General features: G+C 71.3%; 16 protein-coding genes. 7 read left to right on the forward strand and 9 right to left on the reverse strand.

All coding sequences use genetic code 11. The features are described 5' to 3' along the window. Nucleotides 1-100: 100 nt before the first annotated feature. Both ACAG26_RS00715 and nei2 read left to right on the forward strand, forming a co-directional pair. Nucleotides 101-4,615: an ATP-dependent helicase gene (locus ACAG26_RS00715; protein ID WP_370478121.1), complete on the forward strand. Its 4,515-nt coding sequence runs from the start codon at nt 101-103 to the stop codon at nt 4,613-4,615. A gap of 141 nt (nt 4,616-4,756) precedes the next feature. Then, nucleotides 4,757-5,542 carry an endonuclease VIII Nei2 gene (nei2, locus tag ACAG26_RS00720; protein ID WP_370478123.1) on the forward strand — a complete coding sequence of 262 codons (786 nt, stop codon included), beginning with the start codon at nt 4,757-4,759 and terminating at the stop codon, nt 5,540-5,542. Here the strand turns inward: nei2 and ACAG26_RS00725 are convergent. Further along, entirely contained in the window at nt 5,539-6,441 is a 903-nt protein-coding gene (locus ACAG26_RS00725) for a hypothetical protein (RefSeq protein WP_370478127.1), read from the reverse strand. The two genes, nei2 and ACAG26_RS00725, sit on opposite strands and share 4 nt — an antisense overlap. Before the next feature lie 38 nt (nt 6,442-6,479). On the opposite strand from ACAG26_RS00725, the gene ACAG26_RS00730 reads away from it, so the two are divergent. Beyond that, nucleotides 6,480-6,632 carry a hypothetical protein gene (locus ACAG26_RS00730; protein WP_370478130.1) on the forward strand — a complete coding sequence of 51 codons (153 nt, stop codon included), beginning with the start codon at nt 6,480-6,482 and terminating at the stop codon, nt 6,630-6,632. A gap of 97 nt (nt 6,633-6,729) precedes the next feature. Here ACAG26_RS00730 and ACAG26_RS00735 read toward each other — a convergent pair whose 3' ends face one another. From ACAG26_RS00735 to ACAG26_RS00750, 4 genes are all read right to left on the reverse strand, one after another. Next, nucleotides 6,730-7,290: a hypothetical protein gene (locus tag ACAG26_RS00735; protein ID WP_370478132.1), complete on the reverse strand. Its 561-nt coding sequence runs from the start codon at nt 7,288-7,290 to the stop codon at nt 6,730-6,732. Between the two features lie 63 nt (nt 7,291-7,353). Next, entirely contained in the window at nt 7,354-8,211 is an 858-nt protein-coding gene (locus ACAG26_RS00740; protein WP_370478135.1) for a pseudouridine synthase, read from the reverse strand. Between the two features lie 5 nt (nt 8,212-8,216). After that, nucleotides 8,217-9,974: a glycerol-3-phosphate dehydrogenase/oxidase gene (locus ACAG26_RS00745; RefSeq protein WP_370478138.1), complete on the reverse strand. Its 1,758-nt coding sequence runs from the start codon at nt 9,972-9,974 to the stop codon at nt 8,217-8,219. 95 nt (nt 9,975-10,069) lie between these two features. Next, nucleotides 10,070-11,485, reverse strand: a complete 1,416-nt coding sequence (locus ACAG26_RS00750; RefSeq protein WP_370478141.1) for an NAD(P)H-quinone dehydrogenase — start codon at nt 11,483-11,485, stop codon at nt 10,070-10,072. Between the two features lie 66 nt (nt 11,486-11,551). On the opposite strand from ACAG26_RS00750, the gene ACAG26_RS00755 reads away from it, so the two are divergent. Next, a complete protein-coding gene (locus ACAG26_RS00755) occupies nt 11,552-12,025 on the forward strand; it encodes a gamma-glutamylcyclotransferase (RefSeq protein WP_370478143.1) in 474 nt (157 codons plus the stop codon). 100 nt (nt 12,026-12,125) lie between these two features. On the opposite strand, the gene ACAG26_RS00760 is transcribed toward ACAG26_RS00755, so the two are convergent. Together ACAG26_RS00760 and ACAG26_RS00765 are read right to left on the reverse strand one after the other, a co-directional pair. Then, the gene (locus tag ACAG26_RS00760; protein WP_370478146.1) at nt 12,126-13,010 is read right to left on the reverse strand and encodes an endonuclease domain-containing protein; all 885 of its coding nucleotides are present in this window, start codon (nt 13,008-13,010) and stop codon (nt 12,126-12,128) included. A 190-nt stretch (nt 13,011-13,200) separates the two neighbouring features. Beyond that, nucleotides 13,201-14,370: an amidohydrolase gene (locus ACAG26_RS00765; protein ID WP_071024438.1), complete on the reverse strand. Its 1,170-nt coding sequence runs from the start codon at nt 14,368-14,370 to the stop codon at nt 13,201-13,203. Between the two features lie 99 nt (nt 14,371-14,469). On the opposite strand from ACAG26_RS00765, the gene ACAG26_RS00770 reads away from it, so the two are divergent. Both ACAG26_RS00770 and ACAG26_RS00775 read left to right on the forward strand, forming a co-directional pair. Next, nucleotides 14,470-15,324: a purine-nucleoside phosphorylase gene (locus ACAG26_RS00770; RefSeq protein ID WP_370478149.1), complete on the forward strand. Its 855-nt coding sequence runs from the start codon at nt 14,470-14,472 to the stop codon at nt 15,322-15,324. A 2-nt stretch (nt 15,325-15,326) separates the two neighbouring features. Beyond that, nucleotides 15,327-16,916 carry a phospho-sugar mutase gene (locus ACAG26_RS00775; protein WP_370478792.1) on the forward strand — a complete coding sequence of 530 codons (1,590 nt, stop codon included), beginning with the start codon at nt 15,327-15,329 and terminating at the stop codon, nt 16,914-16,916. A gap of 47 nt (nt 16,917-16,963) precedes the next feature. On the opposite strand, the gene upp is transcribed toward ACAG26_RS00775, so the two are convergent. Together upp and ACAG26_RS00785 are read right to left on the reverse strand one after the other, a co-directional pair. Next, nucleotides 16,964-17,587 carry a uracil phosphoribosyltransferase gene (gene upp / locus ACAG26_RS00780; RefSeq protein WP_370478151.1) on the reverse strand — a complete coding sequence of 208 codons (624 nt, stop codon included), beginning with the start codon at nt 17,585-17,587 and terminating at the stop codon, nt 16,964-16,966. A 38-nt stretch (nt 17,588-17,625) separates the two neighbouring features. Beyond that, a complete protein-coding gene (locus ACAG26_RS00785) occupies nt 17,626-19,068 on the reverse strand; it encodes a PE-PPE domain-containing protein (protein WP_370478154.1) in 1,443 nt (480 codons plus the stop codon). Nucleotides 19,069-19,256: 188 nt separating this feature from the next. Between ACAG26_RS00785 and ACAG26_RS00790 the strand changes: the two genes are divergently transcribed. Then, complete coding sequence (locus ACAG26_RS00790) at nt 19,257-20,150, forward strand: alkaline phosphatase family protein (RefSeq protein ID WP_370478156.1); 894 nt, start codon at nt 19,257-19,259, stop codon at nt 20,148-20,150. Nucleotides 20,151-20,180: the final 30 nt, after the last annotated feature.

The following is a 20,180-nucleotide window of genomic DNA, read 5'->3' on the forward strand; positions in this document are numbered from 1 at the left end:
CGCGATGACCACCCGGTGTGCCGATTCATACGGCTGAGCGGCCTCTCGCGGATGAGTCTGCACACTCGGCGATGACGGTGCCGCGTGCCACCATGGCTAGGTGGCCGGTAAACCTGCGGATCCGCTGGCCCGGTTCGGCGCGGCGACCCGGGACTGGTTTGCGGGCACCTTCGCCGCCCCCACCCCGGCGCAGGCCCAGGCCTGGTCGGCCATCGCCGACCGGGACAACACACTGGTCATCGCGCCGACCGGGTCCGGGAAAACGCTGGCGGCGTTCCTGTGGGCGATCGATGACCTGGCCCAAAACCCCGCCACCGAGCGGGGTACCCGGGTGCTGTACGTGTCGCCGCTCAAGGCGCTGGCCGTCGACGTGGAACGCAACCTGCGCACGCCGCTGACCGGCATCTCCCGCATCGCCGAACGGCGCGGGCTGCCCGCACCGCAGATCAGCGTCGGGGTGCGTTCCGGGGACACCCCGCCGGCCCGGCGCCGCCAGCTGATCACCCGCCCGCCCGACATCCTGATCACCACCCCCGAGTCGCTGTTTTTGATGCTGACGTCGGCCGCGCGCGACACCCTGGCCGCGGTGCGGACCGTCATCGTCGACGAGGTGCACGCGGTGGCCGGCACCAAACGCGGCACCCACCTGGCGCTGTCGCTGGAACGCCTGGACGCGCTGCTACCCGCGCCGGCGCAGCGGATCGGGCTGTCGGCCACCGTCCGCCCGGCCGAGGAGGTGGCCCGGTTCTTGTCCGGGCAATCCCCGACCACCATCGTGGCTCCCCCGGCCAGCAAAACCTTCGAGCTCACCGTGCAGGTGCCGGTGCCGGATATGGCCAACCCGGACGGCAACACGGTCTGGCCGGAGGTCGAGACCCGCATCGTCGACCTGATCGAGGCGCACAGCTCGTCGATCGTGTTCGCCAACTCGCGGCGGCTGGCCGAGCGGCTCACCGCCCGGCTCAACGAGATTCACGCCGAACGCCGCGGGGTGGACCTGGAGGCGCAACCCAATCCGCAGGTGGCCGGCGGGGCGCCCGCCCACCTACTGGGCAGCGGCCAAAGCTACGGCGCCCCACCGGTGTTGGCCCGCGCCCACCACGGCTCGGTCAGCAAGGAGGCCCGCGCCGCCGTCGAAGACGACCTGAAGGCCGGGCGGCTCAAGGCGGTGGTGGCGACCTCCAGCCTGGAGCTGGGCATCGATATGGGCGCGGTTGACCTGGTGATCCAGATCGAGGCGCCGCCGTCGGTGGCCAGCGGCCTGCAGCGCATCGGGCGGGCCGGGCACCAGGTCGGCGAAATCTCTTCGGGGGTGCTGATTCCCAAACACCGCACCGATTTGATCGGCTGCGCGGTGACCACCCAACGGATGCGCGCCGGGCAGATCGAGGCGCTGCAGGTGCCGGCCAACCCGCTGGACATCCTGGCCCAGCACACGGTGGCGGCCGCCGCGCTGGAGCCGCTGGACGCCGACCGCTGGTTTGACACGGTGCGCCGCAGCGCCCCGTTCGCGACGCTGCCGCGCAGCGCGTTCGAGGCGACCTTGGACCTGCTGTCCGGTAAGTATCCGTCCACCGAGTTCGCCGAGCTGCGCCCGCGGCTGGTCTACGACCGCGACACCGGGACGTTGACCGGGCGTCCGGGCGCGCAGCGGCTGGCGGTCACCTCCGGCGGCGCCATCCCGGACCGCGGACTGTTCACCGTGTACCTGGCCGGCGACGCGGAAAAGCCGTCCCGGGTCGGGGAACTCGATGAAGAGATGGTCTACGAGTCGCGTCCCGGCGATGTCATCTCGCTGGGCGCGACCAGCTGGCGGATCACCGAGATCACCCACGACCGGGTGCTGGTGATCCCCGCACCCGGTCAGCCGGCCCGGCTGCCGTTCTGGCGCGGCGACAACGTCGGGCGGCCCGCCGAGCTCGGCGCCGCGGTCGGCGCGTTCACCGGGGAGCTGGCCGGCTTGCGTCGCGCGGCGTTCGACAAACGGTGCGCGGGCCTGGGTTTCGACGACTACGCGACCGAGAACCTGTGGCGGCTGCTCGACGATCAGCGCACCGCGACGGCCACGGTGCCCACCGACACCACCCTGCTGGTGGAACGGTTCCGCGACGAGCTCGGCGATTGGCGGGTGGTTTTGCACTCGCCGTACGGCCTGCGGGTGCACGGCCCGTTGGCGTTGGCGGTCAGCCGACGGTTGGCCGAGCGCTACGGCGTGGACGAGAAGCCGACCGCCTCCGACGACGGGATCGTGGTGCGGCTGCCCGACACCGATGTCGACACTGGGGCGGGGGCGCCCGGCGCGGAGCTGTTCGTGTTCGACGCCGACGAGATCGAGCCGATCGTGACGGCCGAAGTCGGCGGGTCGGCGCTGTTCGCCGCCCGGTTCCGGGAATGCGCGGCGCGGGCGCTGCTATTGCCGCGCCGACACCCCGGTCGCCGGTCACCGCTATGGCAGCAACGCCAGCGCGCCGCCCAATTGCTCGACGTCGCCCGCAACTACGCGGACTTTCCGATCGTGCTGGAGACGGTCCGGGAATGCCTGCAAGACGTCTACGACGTACCCGCCCTGACCTCCCTGATGACCCAGATCGCGCAGCGCCGGGTCCGGGTGGTCGAGGTGGAGACCGCCACCCCGTCGCCGTTCGCGGCGTCGCTGCTGTTCGGCTACGTCGGGGCGTTCATGTACGAGGGGGACAGCCCGCTGGCCGAGCGGCGCGCGGCCGCGCTGACGCTGGATGCCACCCTGCTGGCCGAGCTGCTGGGCCGGGTGGAGCTGCGCGAACTGCTCGACCCCGACGTCGTGGCCGCCACCGGCCGCCAACTGCAGCACCTGTCCCCCGACCGGGCCGCCCGCGACGCCGAGGGGGTGGCGGATCTGCTCCGGTTGCTGGGTCCGCTGACCGCCGACGAGGTGGCCGCCCGCTCCGGCGGCGCCGAGGTCGGCGGCTGGCTGGAGGGGCTGCGCGCCGCCAAACGCGCGGTCACGGTGTCCTTTGCCGGGCAGACCTGGTGGACGGCGATCGAGGACATCGGCCGGCTGCGCGACGGGATCGGGATCGCGGTGCCGATCGGGGTGCCGGTCAGCTTCACCGAGCCGGTCACCGACCCGCTGGCCGAGCTGCTGGGCCGCTACGCCCGCACCCGCGGGCCGTTCACCACCGCCGCGGCCGCCGCCCGGTTCGGGCTGGGGCCGCGGGTGGCCGCCGATGTGCTGGGCCGGCTGGCGGCCGACGGCCGGCTGGTACGCGGTGAATTCCTCGACGCGGTGGTCGGTGAACAGTGGTGCGACGCCGACGTGCTGCGGATTTTGCGGCGCCGGTCGCTGGCCGCGCTGCGAGCCCAGATCGAACCGGTCAGCACCGCCGCCTACGGCCGGTTCCTGCCGGCGTGGCAGCAGTTCGGCGCCGACGCGGGGACCGGGGTCGACGGCCTGGCCGGGGTGCTCGAGCAGCTGGCCGGGGTGCCGCTGCCCGCGTCGGCGGTCGAACCGCTGGTGCTGGCGCCGCGGGTGCGCGACTACTCCCCGGCCCTGCTCGACGAGCTGCTGGCCTCCGGGGAGGTGCTGTGGTCGGGTGCCGGCGCGATCTCCGGTGCCGACGGCTGGATCGTCTTTCACACCGCCGATTCCGCGCCGTTGACGTTGTCCCCTGCTGCCCCACTGGAATTCGGCGACACCCATCGCGCGATCCGGGACGCCCTGGCCGGTGGCGGCGCGTTCTTCTTCCGCCAACTCGGGGCCGGGGTCGCCGACAGCGAACTGAAAGCCGCGTTGTGGGAACTGATCTGGGCGGGCTGGGTCACCGGCGACACGTTCGCCCCGGTGCGCGCGATCCTCGGCGGCGCGGGGGCGCGGAAACGGTCCGCGCCCGCACATCGGCAACGGCGCCCGCCGCGGCTGAGCCGGTACAGCGTCGCGCATCCGGCGTCCCGCGCCGCGGACCCGACGGTGGCGGGCCGCTGGTCGGCGCTGCCCACCCCCGAACCGGATTCCACCGTGCGGGCGCATCACCAGGCCGAGCTGTTGCTGCATCGCCACGGCGTGCTGACCAAGGGCGCGGTGGCGGCCGAAGGGGTGCCCGGCGGCTTCGCCAACCTCTACAAGGTGTTGACCGCGTTCGAGGAGGCCGGGCGCTGCCAGCGCGGCTATTTCATCGAATCGTTGGGCGGGGCGCAGTTCGCGGTCGCGTCGACGGTGGACCGGCTGCGCGGCTATCTCGACGGCGTCGACCCGCAGCGACCCGATTACCACGCGGTGGTGCTGGCCGCCGCCGACCCAGCCAACCCGTACGGGGCGGCGCTGGGTTGGCCGACCCGCGACGGCACCGCCCGCCCGGGCCGCAAGGCGGGGGCGCTGGTGGTGTTGGTCGACGGCGTACTGGCCTGGTTTGTGGAGCGCGGCGGCCGGTCGCTGCTGAGCTTCACCGACGACCCCGAGGCGCACCGGGCCGCGGCCACCGGGCTGGCGGAGCTGGTGGCGGCCCGGCGGGTCGACGCGATCCTCGTCGAGCGGGTGGACGGCGTCCCGGTGCTGCAGATCCGGGAGTCACCGGTGCTGGCGGCGTTGGCCGGGGCCGGGTTTGCCCGCACCCCGCGCGGGCTGCGGCTGCGGCAATGACGCGCGGCTGATCGTCGCCGAGTGTGCATCCAGGGCGGAATTTCGGCCGATTTTCCGCCGTGGACGCACGTTCGGCGTCAGCTGGCCGGGGCGAGCGGCGTCGGCTGGCGGGGCAAGCGGCGGGTGTCGCACACTGTGACCATGCCCGAAGGTGACACCGTCTGGCACACCGCCGCCGTGCTGCGCGACGCGCTGATCGGCAAGACGTTGACCCGCTGCGATATTCGGGTGCCGCGCTATGCCACCGTCGACCTGTCCGGGCAGTCGGTCGATGAGGTGGCCAGTCGCGGCAAACACCTGTTCATCCGGGTGGGGCAGGTCAGCATCCACTCGCATCTGAAGATGGACGGCAGCTGGCGGGTGAGCCGGGGACCGCTCGATCATCGGGTGCGGATCCTGCTGGAAGCCGGGCAGGGCCGAGATGCGGTGCGGGTGCTCGGGATCGACCTCGGCGTGCTGGAGCTCCTCGACCGGCACCGCGACCAGGAGGCGGTGGCCCACCTCGGGCCGGATCTGCTGGGCGAGGACTGGGATCCCCGGGTCGCCGCCGCCAACCTGATGGCCGATCCGCGGCGCGGGCTGGCCGAGACCCTGCTCGATCAGCGGGTGATCGCCGGGATCGGCAACGTGTACTGCAATGAGCTGTGTTTCGTGATCGGCCGAGCCCCGTCGGCGCCGGTCGGGTCGGTGACCGATCCGCGGCGGTTGGCGGTACGGGCTCGGGAAATGTTGTGGGCCAACCGCTCCCGCTGGTCGCGGTGCACCACCGGCGACACCCGCCGCGGCCACCAGCTGTGGGTGTACGGCCGCGCCGGGCAACCCTGCCGGCGCTGCGGCACCCCGATCGAGTCGGATGAGGCCGCCGGTCGGGTCGCGTTCTGGTGCCCGTCGTGTCAGCCCGCGCCGGGCGTCGAAACCACAAGCTAGTTCCCCTTTGGTGCCCTGAGGCAGCGCAGCAGTTCCTCGCCGTAGGGCACCGCGATTGCCGCGACGACGCCGGCGCCGATGGTGGCGAGATAGCCGGCGGGCAGCGGCTCCTTTTTCAGCCGCAGCCGCCACGCATCGCGGGAGCGGGCGCCGGTGAGCAGTCGCCGGACCTGCCGCCAGCGCAGGCATCCTAGCGCCGAGGCCGCCATCATCGGCATCGCTTCCAGGAAGCTGTGCATGTGCTGCTCCCAGACGGTGACCCGCCGCCCGCTGTGCTCGGCGGCGGTAACGTCCCACAGCGCGGTGGCTTCGTGCGCGGCGATCGCGCCGAGGATGATGGTCAACAGCAGCGGGTTGATCTCGCACAGCAGCGCCAACGTGATCGGCACCCCGACCTCGGTCATCATCAGCAGGTGGATCAGCGACTCGCGGGTGCCGGCGGTGTGCTCGATGCGGCTGCGCCGGTGCTGATTCCAATCCAGCAGCCCGGGGATAAACCAGGCCGGCAGGATCCCGTACATCAGGTACCGCAGCAGCGCGGTTTCCGCGTCGCTGGCCCGCTCGGGGACCCGCATCCGCGGCCGGGTTCGGTCGGTCAGTCGACGCCGCATCGGCCGATCACGGCCAGCCGCCGCACCCCACACCGGGAATGCAGCCGCCCCCGCCGCCGGGCCCGCCCCAGCCGGTCGGGCCACCGGGGATCTGACCGCCGCCGCCACCGGGACCACCGCTACCGGTCGGCCCACCCGGAATCTGGCCGCCACCACCGCCGGGACCGCCACCGCCGGTCGGGCCACCCGGAATCTGGCCCCCGCCGCCGCCGGGGCCGCCACCGCCCGTGGGCCCACCCGGAATCTGACCGCCGCCACCGCCCGGGCCACCACCACCGGTCGGCCCACCCGGGGCTTCGCTGCCGGGTGGCGGTGCTGGCGGCGGGGTGGTTGACGTGTTCGTGGTGGTCGTCGTCGTGGTTGTCGTGGTTGTCGGCGCCTTCTCGCCGCCGCCACCGCAGCCGACCGCCAGCGTCAGCGCAGCGGCGCTGCCGAACACTGCCATCGCCATTCTGCCTTGCGGTTTCATGAGACCCTGAACCCCTCTCGTCTATGCCCTCTACTTGTACCCGAGATGGGTGACGGCAAAACGTCAGGGCCCTGACCAGCCACGATGCACCTGGCGGGTGCCGGTGGTCAGAACGTCCAGCTGCCCTGCGCGGATAACACGAACCCGTGACGCTCCGGGGCGGAGCCCATCACGCAGGCCGTCGTCGTGTCGTCGACCCCGCAGGTGCCCGAACTGTCCCAGCTCACCTTGCTGCCGGCGGGCAAGGGTTGATAGGCCTCCGGCCCGAACGTCGCGTCAACGACGTCGCGCTTGCCCATCGTCCGGTATTTGTCCATCTCGGCCAGATCGGCGGTGCCGAATGCCCCGGGTGTCAAGGCCGTTGGCCCGCGGGTCACCGTGACGACGTTGGCCGACGTGGCGGGCAGCGCGCCCCAGCATTGGGTCAGGCCGTAGTTGGCCTTCAGGGTGTAGGTGATGCGGCACCGGTAGCCGGCGGGGGCGACGAACTGCACGCCGCCCGATGTCGGGTAGTTGTAGTACGTCGCGTATTTGCTTGCGTCGACCGCGGTGTAACCGCTCAGGTCCGGAAATTGCCCAGGATCCGCCGCTGCCGCCGGCGGCAGAACTGCGCTCGCCCAGACGCATGCCGCCGCGCACAGCCCGCCGGGTAAAACCACCCTCTGCATCGCTCACCCCCGGCACCGAATATAGCGCCGCGCCGGGCCGGGTGCGGACACCATTTGGCCCGGTCACCCCAGTGAGCGGCGGCTGACGAACCGGCGCGGCAGCCCGGTGACCGGGTCCACGAATTCCAGGCTGTGCGCCAACAGCTGCAACGGCGTGCTGAAGTCGGCCGGGTCGGGGTCAACCACGTTGGGGTACAGCGGGTCTCCGTCGATCGGCACACCCAGCGAAGCCATGTGCACGCGCAGCTGATGGGTGCGCCCGGTGCGTGGGGTCAGCCGGTACAACCCGTCGCCAACGGCCTCGATCAACGTTGCGGCGTTCGGCTCACCGGGTTCCTCGACGGCCTGTAAGCAGCCGCGGCGCTTGATGATTCGGCTTTGCACCAGGGCCGGCAACGCCACCGCCGGGACACCGGCGGCGCGCGCGAAATACGTCTTGTGCACCGCACCGCGGGAAAACAGGGTCTGATACCGCCCCCGCAGCTCGCGACGCGCGGTGAACATCAGCACCCCGGCGGTCAACCGGTCCAGCCGGTGGGCGGGGCTGAGCTCGGGCAGGTCCAGCTCGCGGCGCAGCCGCACCAGCGCGCTTTGCGCGACGTGGCGCCCGCGCGGCATGGTGGCCACAAAATGCGGCTTGTCCACCACCACGAGGTCGTCGTCGCGATGCAGCACCGGGATGTCGAACGGCACCGGCACTTCCTCGGGAAGCTCACGGTAGAGGTACACGCAGGCGCCGGCCGGCAGCACCGTCGTCGCGTCGACCACCGTGCCGTCGGCGCAAACCACCTCCCCGGCCGCGACTTTGGCCCGTGCCGGCGCCCCGAACCGGGCGCCGAGTTCGTCGGCCGCCGGTCCGCCGCGCAGCCGCACCCGCGCCGGGCCGAGCCCGTCGCGCACCGGCAGCGGCGCCGACCGCACCCGGCTCAATCCAGCGGTACCGGTTCGAGGATCTCGGCGCGGGCCTCGGGCGCCGCCACCCGCAGCGCGTCGGCCGATTCGTCGTCGGGCTGGGTCTGGGAGAGCACCTCGGCCTCCACCCGCGCGAGGTACATCGCCACCTCGCGGTCGACGTCGGCGGCGGTCCAGCCCAGCACCGGTGCCACCACTTCGGCGACCTCGCGGGCGCAGTCGACGCCGCGGTGCGGGTATTCGATCGCGATCCGCATCCGGCGGGCCAAAATGTCCTCCAAATGCAGCGCGCCCTCGGCGGCGGCGGCGTAGGCGGCTTCCACCTTCAAATAGATCGGCGCCTCGGTGATCGGATCCAGCAGCTCGGGCTGGTCGGCGGCCAGCGCCAACACCTCGTCGATCAGCGCGCCGTAGCGGTCCAGCAGGTGCCGCACCCGGTAGGGGTGCAACCCCTGCTGGGTGCCGACGTGTTCGGTCTGGTTGATCAACGCGAAGTAGCCGTCGGCACCCAGCAGCGGCACCTTCTCGGTGATCGACGGCGCGACCCGGGTCGGGATGTACTCGGCGGCGGCGTCGATCGCGTCGGCGGCCATCACCCGGTAGGTGGTGTACTTGCCGCCGGCGATGGCCACCAACCCGGGTGCGGGCACCGCCACCGCATGCTCGCGGGACAGCTTGGAGGTGTCGTCGCTCTCCCCGGCCAGCAGCGGCCGCAGCCCGGCGTAGACGCCGTCGATGTCGTCGTGGGTCAGCGGGGTGGCCAGCACGGTGTTGACGTGGCCGAGGATGTAGTCGATGTCGGCCTTGGTGGCCGCCGGGTGGGCCAGGTCGAGGTTCCAGTCGGTGTCGGTGGTCCCGATGATCCAGTGTGTACCCCACGGGATGACGAACAGCACCGACCGCTCGGTGCGCAGGATGATCGCGGTCTCGGACACGATCCGGTCCCGGGGCACCACCACGTGCACCCCCTTGGAGGCGCGCACCTGGAACCGGCCGCGCTGCCGCGACAGCGCCTGAATCTCGTCGGTCCACACCCCGGTGGCGTTGACCACCACGTGGCCGCGGACCTCGGTGACCGCGCCGTCCTCGGAGTCGCGGACCTGCACCCCGGTCACCCGGTCGCCTTCCCGCAGCAGCGCCACCACCTGGGTCGACGACCGCACCACCGCGCCGTAATGCCCGGCGGTGCGGGCCACGGTCATGGTGTGCCGGGCGTCGTCGACGACGGTGTCGTAGTAGCGGATCCCGCCGATCAGCGAGCTGCGCTTGAGCCCCGGGCACAGCCGTAAAGCCCCCGCGCGGGTCAGATGTTTTTGCGCCGGAACGGATTTGGCGCCACCGAGCTGGTCGTACAAAAAGATGCCGGCGGCCACATAGGGGCGTTCCCACCACCGGCGGGTCAGCGGGTACAGAAACGGCAGCGGCTTGACCAGGTGCGGCGCCAGCGTGGTCAGCGACAGCTCCCGTTCGTGCAGTGCCTCGCGCACCAGCCCGAACTCCAGTTGCTCGAGGTAACGCAGCCCGCCGTGGAACATCTTCGAGGACCGGCTGGAGGTGCCGGCGGCCAGGTCGCGGGCCTCGACCAGCGCCACCTTGAGCCCGCGGGTGGCGGCGTCCAGGGCGCAGCCGGCGCCCACCACCCCGCCGCCGATGACCACCACGTCGAATTGTTCGGCGCCGAGCCGCTCCCAGGCCGCCGCCCGCTGGGCCGGTCCGAGCACGGCGCTGCCCCAGGTCCGGCCGCTGCCCGCTGCGAGAATCGGGTCGGTCAAGGACGTAACTCCTTTGGTTACTCGTCAGTACGACACTGCTCGCCCCAGGCTACGTGCCACGCCCGCGGCGTGCCCGACGAAACGGCGGCCCGGCGTTAGTCCAGGTCGTCGTGCGTCATCAACCGACGGGCCGCCTCGGTGAGCGACCCCGACAGCGACGGGTAGACCGCCAGCGTCTGGGCCAGGTCGGTGACCGTGATGCGGTTCTGCACCGCCAGCGCGATCGGCAGGATCAGCTCCGAGGCGATCGGGGCGACCACCACCCCGCCGATCACCACCCCGGTCGCCGGCCGGCAAAACAGCTTGAGCAGGCCGTGGCGCATCTCCGACATTTTCGCCCGGGCGTTGGTCCGCAGCGGCAACATGATGGTGCGGGCCGGCACCGACCCGTTGTCGATCGCCGCCTGCGGCACCCCGACCGCCGCGATCTCGGGCCGGGTGAACACCGCGGCGGCCACGGTCCGCAACCGGATCGGGCTGACCGCCTCCCCCAACGCGTGATAGATCGCGATCCGGCCCTGCATGGCCGCCACCGACGCCAACGGCAGCAGGCCGGTGCAGTCGCCGGCGGCGTAGATGCCGGCCACCGAGGTGCGCGACACCCGGTCCACGCTCAGGTAGTTGCCGGGTCCCAGCTCGATGCCGACCCGTTCCAGGCCCAGACCGGAGGTGTTGGGCACCGACCCGACGGTCATCAGGGCATGACTGCCCTCGACCGTGCGTCCGTCGGTCATCGTGACCAACACCCCGCCGTCGGTGCGGGTGACCGAGTCGGCGCGGGCGTTTTTGACCAGCGTGACCCCGCGCTCGGCGAACGAATCCTCCAGCACCCGCGCCGCGTCGGAGTCCTCGTGCGGCAGCACCCGGTCGCGGCTGGCGACCACGGTGACCGGCACCCCCAGCTCGGTGTAGGCGTTGACGAACTCGGCGCCGGTGACCCCGGAGCCGACCACGATCAGGTGCTCGGGCAGCGTGTCCAGGTCGTAGAGCTGACGCCAGGTCAGGATGCGCTCATCGTCGGGCTCGGCGTTGGGCAGCACCCGCGGGCTGGCGCCGGTGGCGATCAGCACCACGTCGGCGTCGCGCACGCTGGTGGTGCCGTCGGGTTCGGTCACCTGGATGCGGTGGTGTGCCATCCCGGGGATGTCGTCGACCAACTCGCCGCGTCCGGCGATCACCTCGACGCCCACGCTGCGCAGCTGGGCGCCGATATCGGCGGATTGGGCGGCGGCCAGCGTCTTGACCCGGTCGTGGATTTGGCCCAGCGAGATCTTGGCGTCGTCGGCGTCGATCGCGAAGCCCAGATGCGGGGCCCGACGCAGTTCGGTGCGCACCCCGGTGGAGGCGATGAACGTTTTGGACGGCACACAGTCCCACAGCACGCAGGCGCCGCCGATGCCGTCGGAGTCGACCAGGGTGATTTGGGCGACGTCCGGGCCCCGCGCCGCGGCCACCAGGGCCGCCTCGTAACCGGCCGGCCCTCCGCCGAGGATCAGGATGCGGGTCACCACAGGCCCTAACCTAGCTAACGCACCGGTTAACCGCCCAGCGAGCGCCTGCCGTCTAAGCTTTCCCCCGTGCCGCTCTACGCCGCCTACGGGTCGAACATGCACCCCGAACAGATGCTGCAGCGGGCACCGCACTCTCCGATGGCCGGGACCGGCTGGCTGCACGGGTGGCGGCTGACGTTCGGCGGTGAGGACATCGGTTGGGAAGGGGCGCTGGCCACCGTCGTGCAGGATCCGGGCTCTCGGGTGTTCGTCGTGCTCTACGACATGACGGTGGCCGACGAGACGAACCTGGACCGGTGGGAGGGGTCAGAGTTCGGCATCCACAAGAAGATCCGCTGTCGGGTCGAGCGCATCTCGTCGGACACCACCACCGACCCGGTGCTGGCGTGGCTGTATGTGGTGGACGCCTGGGAGGGTGGGCTGCCCTCGGCGCGCTATCTCGGGGTGATGGCCGACGCCGCCGAAATCGCCGGCGCGCCAGCCGAATACGTGCACGATCTGCGCACCCGCCCGGCCCGCAACATCGGCCCCGGCACGTAGGTTCCTTGTGCCCCTTTTGCCCCTTTTCCCGCGAGCGTGCGCAGTTGTACGCCTGCGGGCCGAAAAATGTGGCATTCTGCGCACGCTCGCGGGCTGAAAGTTACGCTGCGCGGCGAACCAATTGGGCGTCGATGCGGCGGACCATGTCCTGCGGGCGCCGCCGCACATCGTCGAAGATGATCGCCAGCACCTCCCATCCCACCTCCTGCAGGGCGGCGCGGCGCATCCGATCGTAGACGAGCGCTTGCGGTCCGCTGTGCCAGTCCAGGCCGTCGTATTCGACCGCGAGGCGGTGTTCCGGCCAGGCGAAGTCGACCCGCCAGACCCGTGACGTGGCATCCATGATCCGGTACTGCAACGCCGTGGGCGGGACGCCGCCGTCGATCATGACCAGCCGCGCCTCACTCTCCATCGGCGACTCCGCCAGCGGATTGGCCAACGGCAGTAGCTCGCGCACGGCCACGATGCCCCGCCGGCCCGCTTGCTGGTTGACAGCCCAGTTCAACTCCTGACGGGTGCAGGTGCCGCTGCGCAGTGCGGCGTCGAGGGTGGCCAGCGCGCGCGGACGCCGCAATCCGCGGGCCACCTCGATGGCGGTCCACGCCGGGGCGGTGGCTGGGCGACCGGCGACCATCCTCAGCGGCGCACCCTCCCGTCGGTGCACCACCAGGCCGGGGACCGGCCGCAACTGGGCGCCGCCCGGATTGACCACGTGCAGCTGGGCGGGCTGTTCGGTGTCGAAACCATACGCCGCGGCCGCGGTGCCCAGGCACGCCGCGACCGTCGTGCCGGCGGCCAAATCCAGCCCGCGCAGTTGCAAACCGACGGTCATTTGGCCGCGCCCGTAGATGCCGTACCACACCTTGTGCAGCGCTCCCCGCTTCACCGCCGCTTCCAGTTCCCGGCGACGCAGGAAGGTCAACGCCTGGCCCGCGGTGACCACGCCTCCCTGCTCGTCGAGCAGTCGGTGTAGGCGCTCGTCCATGCCGTTATCGTGGGCGCACGCACGCAACGGGGTAAGTCAGCTGCGGCCCACCTGTGGATAACTTCCCGGCCCGGCCCGGCCTGGCCCGCGAACGTGCGCAGAATGCCAATTTTCTCGGGTCTGGGCGTACAACTGCGCACGCTCGCGGCACAAAAAGGCCGGCCAAAAAGGCCGGCCGAAGAGGGCGGCCCTACACCGCGGCGGATTGTTCGACGATGTTGACCATCACCCGGACCCCGACCGCCAGCGCCCGCTCGTCGAGGTCGAAGGTGGGTTGATGCAGGTCCAGCTGCGGGCCGCTGCCCGACCACACCCCGAGGCGGGCCATCGCGCCGGGCACTTCCTCCAGATACCAGGAGAAGTCCTCACCACCGCCGGACTGCCGGGTTTCGGCCAGCACGTCGGGGCCGACGGCCTCGATGGCGTGGGTCAGGATGCGGGTGGAGATCTCCTCGTTGACCACCGGCGGCACCCCGCGCCGGTAGTGCAGGGTGTGCTCGATGCCCAGCGGCGCCAGCAGCGCCGACACCGTTTCCCCGACGATGCCCTCCAGCTGCACCCAGGTGTCGCGGCTGGCGGTGCGCACGGTGCCGGCCAACACGCCGGTCTGCGGGATGGCGTTGGCGGCCACCCCCGCATTGACCGCGCCCCACACCATGACGGTGGAGTTGCGCGGGTCGATGCGCCGCGACAGCACCCCGGGCAGCCCGGTGATCAGCGTGCCCAGGCCGTAGACCAGGTCGGCGGTCAGATGCGGCCGCGAGGTGTGCCCGCCCGGCGAACACAGGGTGATCTCGATGGTGTCGGCTGCGCTGGTGATCGGTCCGGGCGTGGTGGCGACCCGGCCCACCGCCAGCCGCGGGTCGCAGTGCAACGCGAAGATCCGGCTCACCCCGGTCAGCGCCCCGGCCGCGATCGCGTCGATCGCGCCGCCGGGCATCAGCTCCTCGGCGGCCTGGAAGATCAGCCGCACCGACACGGGCAGGTCGGGCACCGCGGCCAGCGCCTGCGCGGTGCCCAGCAGGATGGCGGTGTGGGCGTCGTGCCCGCAGGCGTGCGCGACCCCGGCCACCGTCGAGGTGTACGGCGCCCCGGTCCGCTCGGCCATCGGCAACGCGTCGATGTCGGCGCGCAGCGCGATCCGGGGCCGATGCTCGGGGCCGAAGTCGCAGGTCAGGCCGGTTCCCCCGGGCAGCACCTTGGGGTTGAGCCCGACATCGGCCAGCCGTTCGGCGACGAACTGGGTGGTGGCGTATTCCTGGCGGCTCAGCTCCGGATGGCGGTGCAGGTGGCGCCGCCAGGCGACCAGATCGTCACAGTTGGCGGCCAGCCACGACTCGGCGGTATCGACCAGGCTCATGTGGGCCGCACCTCGATCCCGGCGGCCCCGGAATCATCGCCCCCGCCCGGCCCTGGCGTCACCGCACCCTCGGCGCGATCCGATGCGGCGATGATGGGCATGCTGGCAGTATCTCACCGCCGCGGGACACCGCTGACAACGGATAAGCTCGGCGCTGTGGACGACGGGCCCGACGCGCTGGCACAGCAGGCGGCGCAAGTCATCAGCGAGCGCACCGGAGTCGGGCAGCACGACGTCGCGATCGTGCTGGGCTCCGGCTGGGTTCCCGCGGTGGAGGCGCTCGGTGCCGCGACCGCGGTGATCCCGATGGCCGAGGTGCCCGGCTTCCGGGTACCGACGGTGGCCGGGCAGGGCCACCAGGTGCTGTCGGTGCCGATCGGCGCGCACCGGGTGCTGGTGCTGGCCGGTCGGGTGCACGCCTACGAGGGACACGACCTGCGCCACGTCGTGCACCCGGTACGCACCGCGGTCGCGGCCGGCGCGCACACCGTGGTGCTGACCAACGCGGCCGGCGGGCTGCGCAGCGACTTTGCGACCGGCCAGCCGGTGCTGATCCGCGACCACCTCAACCTGACCGCGCGCTCACCGCTGGTGGGGGCGCAGTTCGTCGACATGGTCGACGCGTACGCGCCGCGGCTGCGGGCGCTGGCCCGCGAGGTCGACCCCACCCTGACCGACGGCGTGTACGCCGGCCTGCCGGGCCCGCATTACGAGACCCCGGCCGAGATCGCGATGCTGCGCGTGTTGGGCGCCGATTTGGTCGGGATGTCGACCGTGCACGAGACGATCGCGGCCCGGGCGGCCGGCGCGCAGGTGCTGGCGGTGTCGCTGGTGACCAACCTGGCCGCCGGTATCACCGGGGAGCCGCTCAGCCACGCCGAGGTGGTGGAGGCCGGCCGTCGCTCGGCGACCCGGATGGGCTCGCTGCTGGCCGATGTCGTCGCCCGGTTGTGACGGTGACACCCGAGGAGTGGATCGCCCACGACCCCGACCCGGTGACGGCCGCCGAACTCGCCGCCTGCGACGCCGACGAGTTGACCGCCCGGTTCGCCCGGCCGCTCAGGTTCGGCACCGCCGGGCTGCGCGGACCGGTGCGCGGCGGCCCGGACGCGATGAACCTCGCCGTGGTGCTGCGGGCCAGTTGGGCGGTGGCCCAAGTCCTGCACCGGCACCGGTCGGGCGCAACGGTGATCGTCGGACGCGACGCCCGGCACGGGTCAGCCGAATTCGCCATCGCGGCCGCCGAGGTGCTTGCCGCGGCCGGGTTTTCGGTGCTGCTGCTGCCCGGACCGGTGCCGACACCGGTGGTGGCGTTCGCGGTGCGGCACACGGGTGCGGTGGCCGGAATTCAGATCACCGCGTCGCACAACCCGCCGACCGACAACGGCTACAAGGTGTACTGCGAGGGCGGGATGCAGATCATCTCCCCCACCGACACCCAGATCGAGGCGGCGATGGCCGCCGCGCCCTTCGCCGACCAAATCCCCCGGCAGGCCGTCCCACCCACCGGACGCGACCTGATCGACCGCTACATCGCGCGGGCCGCGGCGGTGCGCCGCGGATCCGGCTCGGTGCGGGTGGCGCTGACCGCGCTGCACGGGGTGGGTGGTGACGTCGCCGTGCACACGCTGCACCGGGCCGGCATCGTCGACGTGCACGCGGTGGGCGCCCAGTTCGCGCCGGATCCCGACTTCCCCACCGTGGCGTTCCCGAATCCGGAAGAACCCGGGGCCGCCGACGCGTTGCTGGCGCTGGCCGCCGACGTCGACGCCGAGGTCGCCATCGCGCTGGATCCCGACGCCGACCGGTGCGCGGTTGGCATTCCCACGTCGTCCGGGTGGCGGATGCTGTCGGGCGACGAAACCGGTTGGCTGCTGGGCGATTACCTGCTGTCCCAGGTCGAGACACCTGAATCCAGCGTGGTGGCGTCCACGGTGGTGTCGTCGCGGATGCTGGCCGCGATCGCCGCGCACCACGGGGCCCGGCATGCGGAAACCCTGACCGGGTTCAAATGGTTGGCCCGCGCCGACGCCGACCTGCCCGACGCCACCCTGCTCTACGCCTACGAGGAGGCGATCGGGCACTGCGTCGACCCGGCCGCCGTCCGGGATAAGGACGGCATCAGCGCGGCGGTGCTGGTCTGCGATGTGGTGGCAACGCTGCGCGACCGGGGCCGCTCGGTGCCCGACGCGTTGGACGAGTTGGCCCGCCGCCACGGCGTGCACGTCGGTGCGGCGGTGTCGCGCCGAGTCGCCGACATCGACGAGGCGGCCGCAATGATGACCCGGCTGCGGGCCGACCCGCCGAAGCAACTGACCGGGCTGCCCGTGACCGTTACCGATCTGGAGCCCCGCACCGACGCGCTGATCTTTATCGCCGAGGACACCGACACACTGGCTCGGGTGGTGGCACGGCCGTCCGGCACCGAGCCGAAACTCAAGTTCTACCTTGAGGTTCGGTGCGCGGCGGCCGACGGCCTGGATACCGCCAAAGAACACGCGACACGGTTGTGCGACGAGCTGGTGGGGGTTGTGGGCGCCTGGTGAGGACGACGTTCGCGGGCTACGGCGAGCCGGCTGAAATCTCCAGCCGCTCAGCGCGGCCCGAACTGGCGGTCACCGGCATCGCCCAGGCCGGGCACGATGTAGGCGTCCTCGTTGAGCCGCTCGTCGATCGCCGCGGTGAACAGCCGCACACCGGGGGCGGTTTTCTTTAGGGCGGCAAGGCCTTCCGGGGCGACCACCACGCACAGCACGGTGACGTCGGTGGCACCGCGGTCGAGCAGTACCCCCAGGGTGTGCGTCATCGAGCCGCCGGTGGCCAGCATCGGGTCGAGCACCATCACCGGCTGGCCGGTCAGGTCGGTGGGCAGCGACGCCAGATACGGCACCGGCAGATGGGTGTCCTCGTCGCGGACCACCCCGACAAACCCGACCCGGGCTTCCGGCAGCAGCGCATGCGCCTGGTCGACCATGCCCAGGCCGGCGCGCAGCACCGGCACCAGCAGCGGCGGCGCGGCCAGCACCGCCCCGACCGTCTCGACCAGCGGGGTGCGCACCGTCATCGACTCACACCGCAAATCGCGGGTGGCCTCGTAGACCAGCATCAGCGTCAGATCGCGCAGCGCGGCGCGGAACGCCGCGTTGTCGGTGCGGTGATCGCGCAGCGTGGTCAGCCGGGCCGCCGCCAGCGGGTGGTCGAGCACGCGCACATCCACGGCCACTGAGCCTACGGGGGTGCCCGACAGCGGGCGGGTCAGGCGCCGAAGAAGTTGAAGATGTCGAAGCCCAGGCCCACCAGGTCGATGAGCGGTTGCCCGGCGATCAGCGGCCCGTCCAAGATGGCGTCCGGACCGATGATGCTGCCCAGGTCCAACAGGTTCGCCAAATCATTCCAGCCGGTGAGCAGCGCGCCGTCAACCAAGTTGACCAGGTCGTAGCCGGTGATGTTCTGCAGCAACACGGTGATGTCGTTGATGATGCCGAGTTCGCCGGCCGACAGCGTGCCGCCGTTGGCCGCGACGTCGGCCCACGGCCCGATGACGCTTTGAATGAAGGCGTTCTGCAGCCCGGCCAGCATCTGCAGCGGATCCATCTTCTCGAAAAGCCCGGCGACACCGGAGCCGTCGTACAGGGTGCCCAGCGGGGTCTCGGCCCACGGGCCGCCGGCCACCCCGATCGCCTGCTCATACGCGCTGCCTTCGATGTACGTGCCGCCGGGGATGGTGTAGAGCCCGTCGACCGCGGGATCGCCGGCGTTGCCGTAACCCCAGTCGATGAACAGCCGGGCCCACGGCGAGAAGAAATCCCCGAAGAACTGCCCGGCGGTCCCGCCGTTGAACATGAACTGCAGGATCGGCAGATTCTGCGGGAGGTAGTAGAAGTCGGTGTCCCCGATGGTCCCGACGTTGATGGCACTGGCCACCTGATCGGCGGTGAGGTCCGGGTAGTACGGGTGCACGGTCTCGATGCCGATGATGGCGTTGATGTCGGCCAGCAGGTTGGTGGGGTCCTGCGGGAAGTTCGCCCAACCGTCGTACTCGCCGGTGTAAATGTCGCTCGCGCCGATCCCGGCGGTCGGGGTCGGGTCCATGCTCAGCGGCACGTTGAGGAACGGCAGGTGCTGCCCGACCGGCGTCAGGCTGAAAGCCTTGATGCCGTCCGGGAATTGGAAGCGGTCCAGGATGCCGCCCAGCGGGTTGTTGGGGTCGCCGATCAGCACGTAGTGCAGGTTGCTGGCGTCGACGCCGTCCTTGATCAGGTTGTTGAGCTCCTGGGTGGCGATGGTGGCGCTTTGCGAGTAGCCGAATATCACGCCCGCGTCGCCGTTGCCGCCGAGGACGGTGTTCAGCTGTTGCGCGCCGACGTTCACCGAGTTACCAAAATTCAGGTTGTCCCAGGCCGGGTTGCCCGCGGGGTTGGTCAGGCACACGATCGGACAGAACTGCTCCGGCGTGTCCAGCGGAGTGAACGGGCCGGTGAACCCGTTGGGCTGCAGGTAGAGCGCTTCGACTTGGCTCATGTAGTCGTCGACGGTGGGGTCGGGAACCGCGGTGCCGCCCATGATCCAGGCCTCGTCGGCCAGCAGCGCGATGTTGGCGATCACCACCGACGTCAACGCCGACGTCGCCCCGACGACGGCGGCACCGACGGCCGCCGACAGCACCGCACCCAGCGAACGCAACCGCGTAGCGGCCATTGCGACCTCCCGACCCAGCACCGTCCGGTGGTCGCCTGTTGCTCCCCGCGGGCGGCAATCTGCGCCTATGATCGCGCCCACCCGAACCCGGTGTGGGGAAATTCACAATTATTTTTCATCTGATTTTCAGGAACGGACACGCGTGGCGGCTGCGCGGCGGCGGGCCGCAACCTTCCTATACTTCGGCCATGCGACGCCCGCGCCGGCGGAGAAGCATCCCGCTGAGGGCCACCGGACTGATGGTGCTGCTGGCGACGGCCCTGCTGGGGCCGGTGCCCGCCGGGCGCATCACATCACCGCCGGGCTTCACCGCCGCCGCGGTGCCGGCCTTCGCCCACATCGTCGTCGTGGTGGAGGAGAACCGCTCCCAGGCCAACATCATCGGCAACAAGGCGGCGCCCTACATCAACCAGCTGGCCGCCGGCGGCGCGATGATGGCGCAATCGTTCGCCGAAGTGCATCCCAGCGAACCGAACTATTTCGCGCTGTTCGCCGGCAGCACGCTCGGCGTGACGGAGAACGTCTGCCCGGTCAACGCGGGCAACGCCGCAAACCTGGGCACGCAGCTGCTGGCCGCCGGGTACAGCTTCGCCGGGTTCGCCGAAAGCCTGCCGGCCGTCGGCTCGACGGTCTGCAGCGCCGGCAAGTACGCGCGCAAACATGTGCCGTGGGCCAGCTTCACCAACATCCCGCCGAACTCTTCGCTGCCGTTTTCCGCCTTCCCGGCGCCGGCCAACTACGCGGGGCTGCCGACGGTGTCGTTCGTCATTCCCAACCTCGACAACGACATGCACGACGGGTCCATCACCCGCGGCGACACCTGGCTGTACCAGAACCTGTCGGCGTACGCGCAGTGGGCGAAGGCCAACAACAGCCTGCTGATCTTGACCTGGGATGAGGACGACAACGCCTCGCGTAACCAGATTCCGACGGTCTTCTACGGCGCCAACGTGAAACCGGGAACCTACGCGGAGCCGATCAGCCACTACAACGTGCTGTCCACGTGCGAGCAGATGTACGGGTTGCCCAAACTCGGCTTGGCGGCGCGCGCCCCGGCCATCGCCGATATCTGGGGCGGCTAGCCCGCTCCGACCCCCGCGACACCGGCGTCG

This window comes from Mycobacterium sp. pUA109 (assembly GCF_041287095.1).
In the GTDB taxonomy this organism is placed as follows: domain Bacteria; phylum Actinomycetota; class Actinomycetes; order Mycobacteriales; family Mycobacteriaceae; genus Mycobacterium.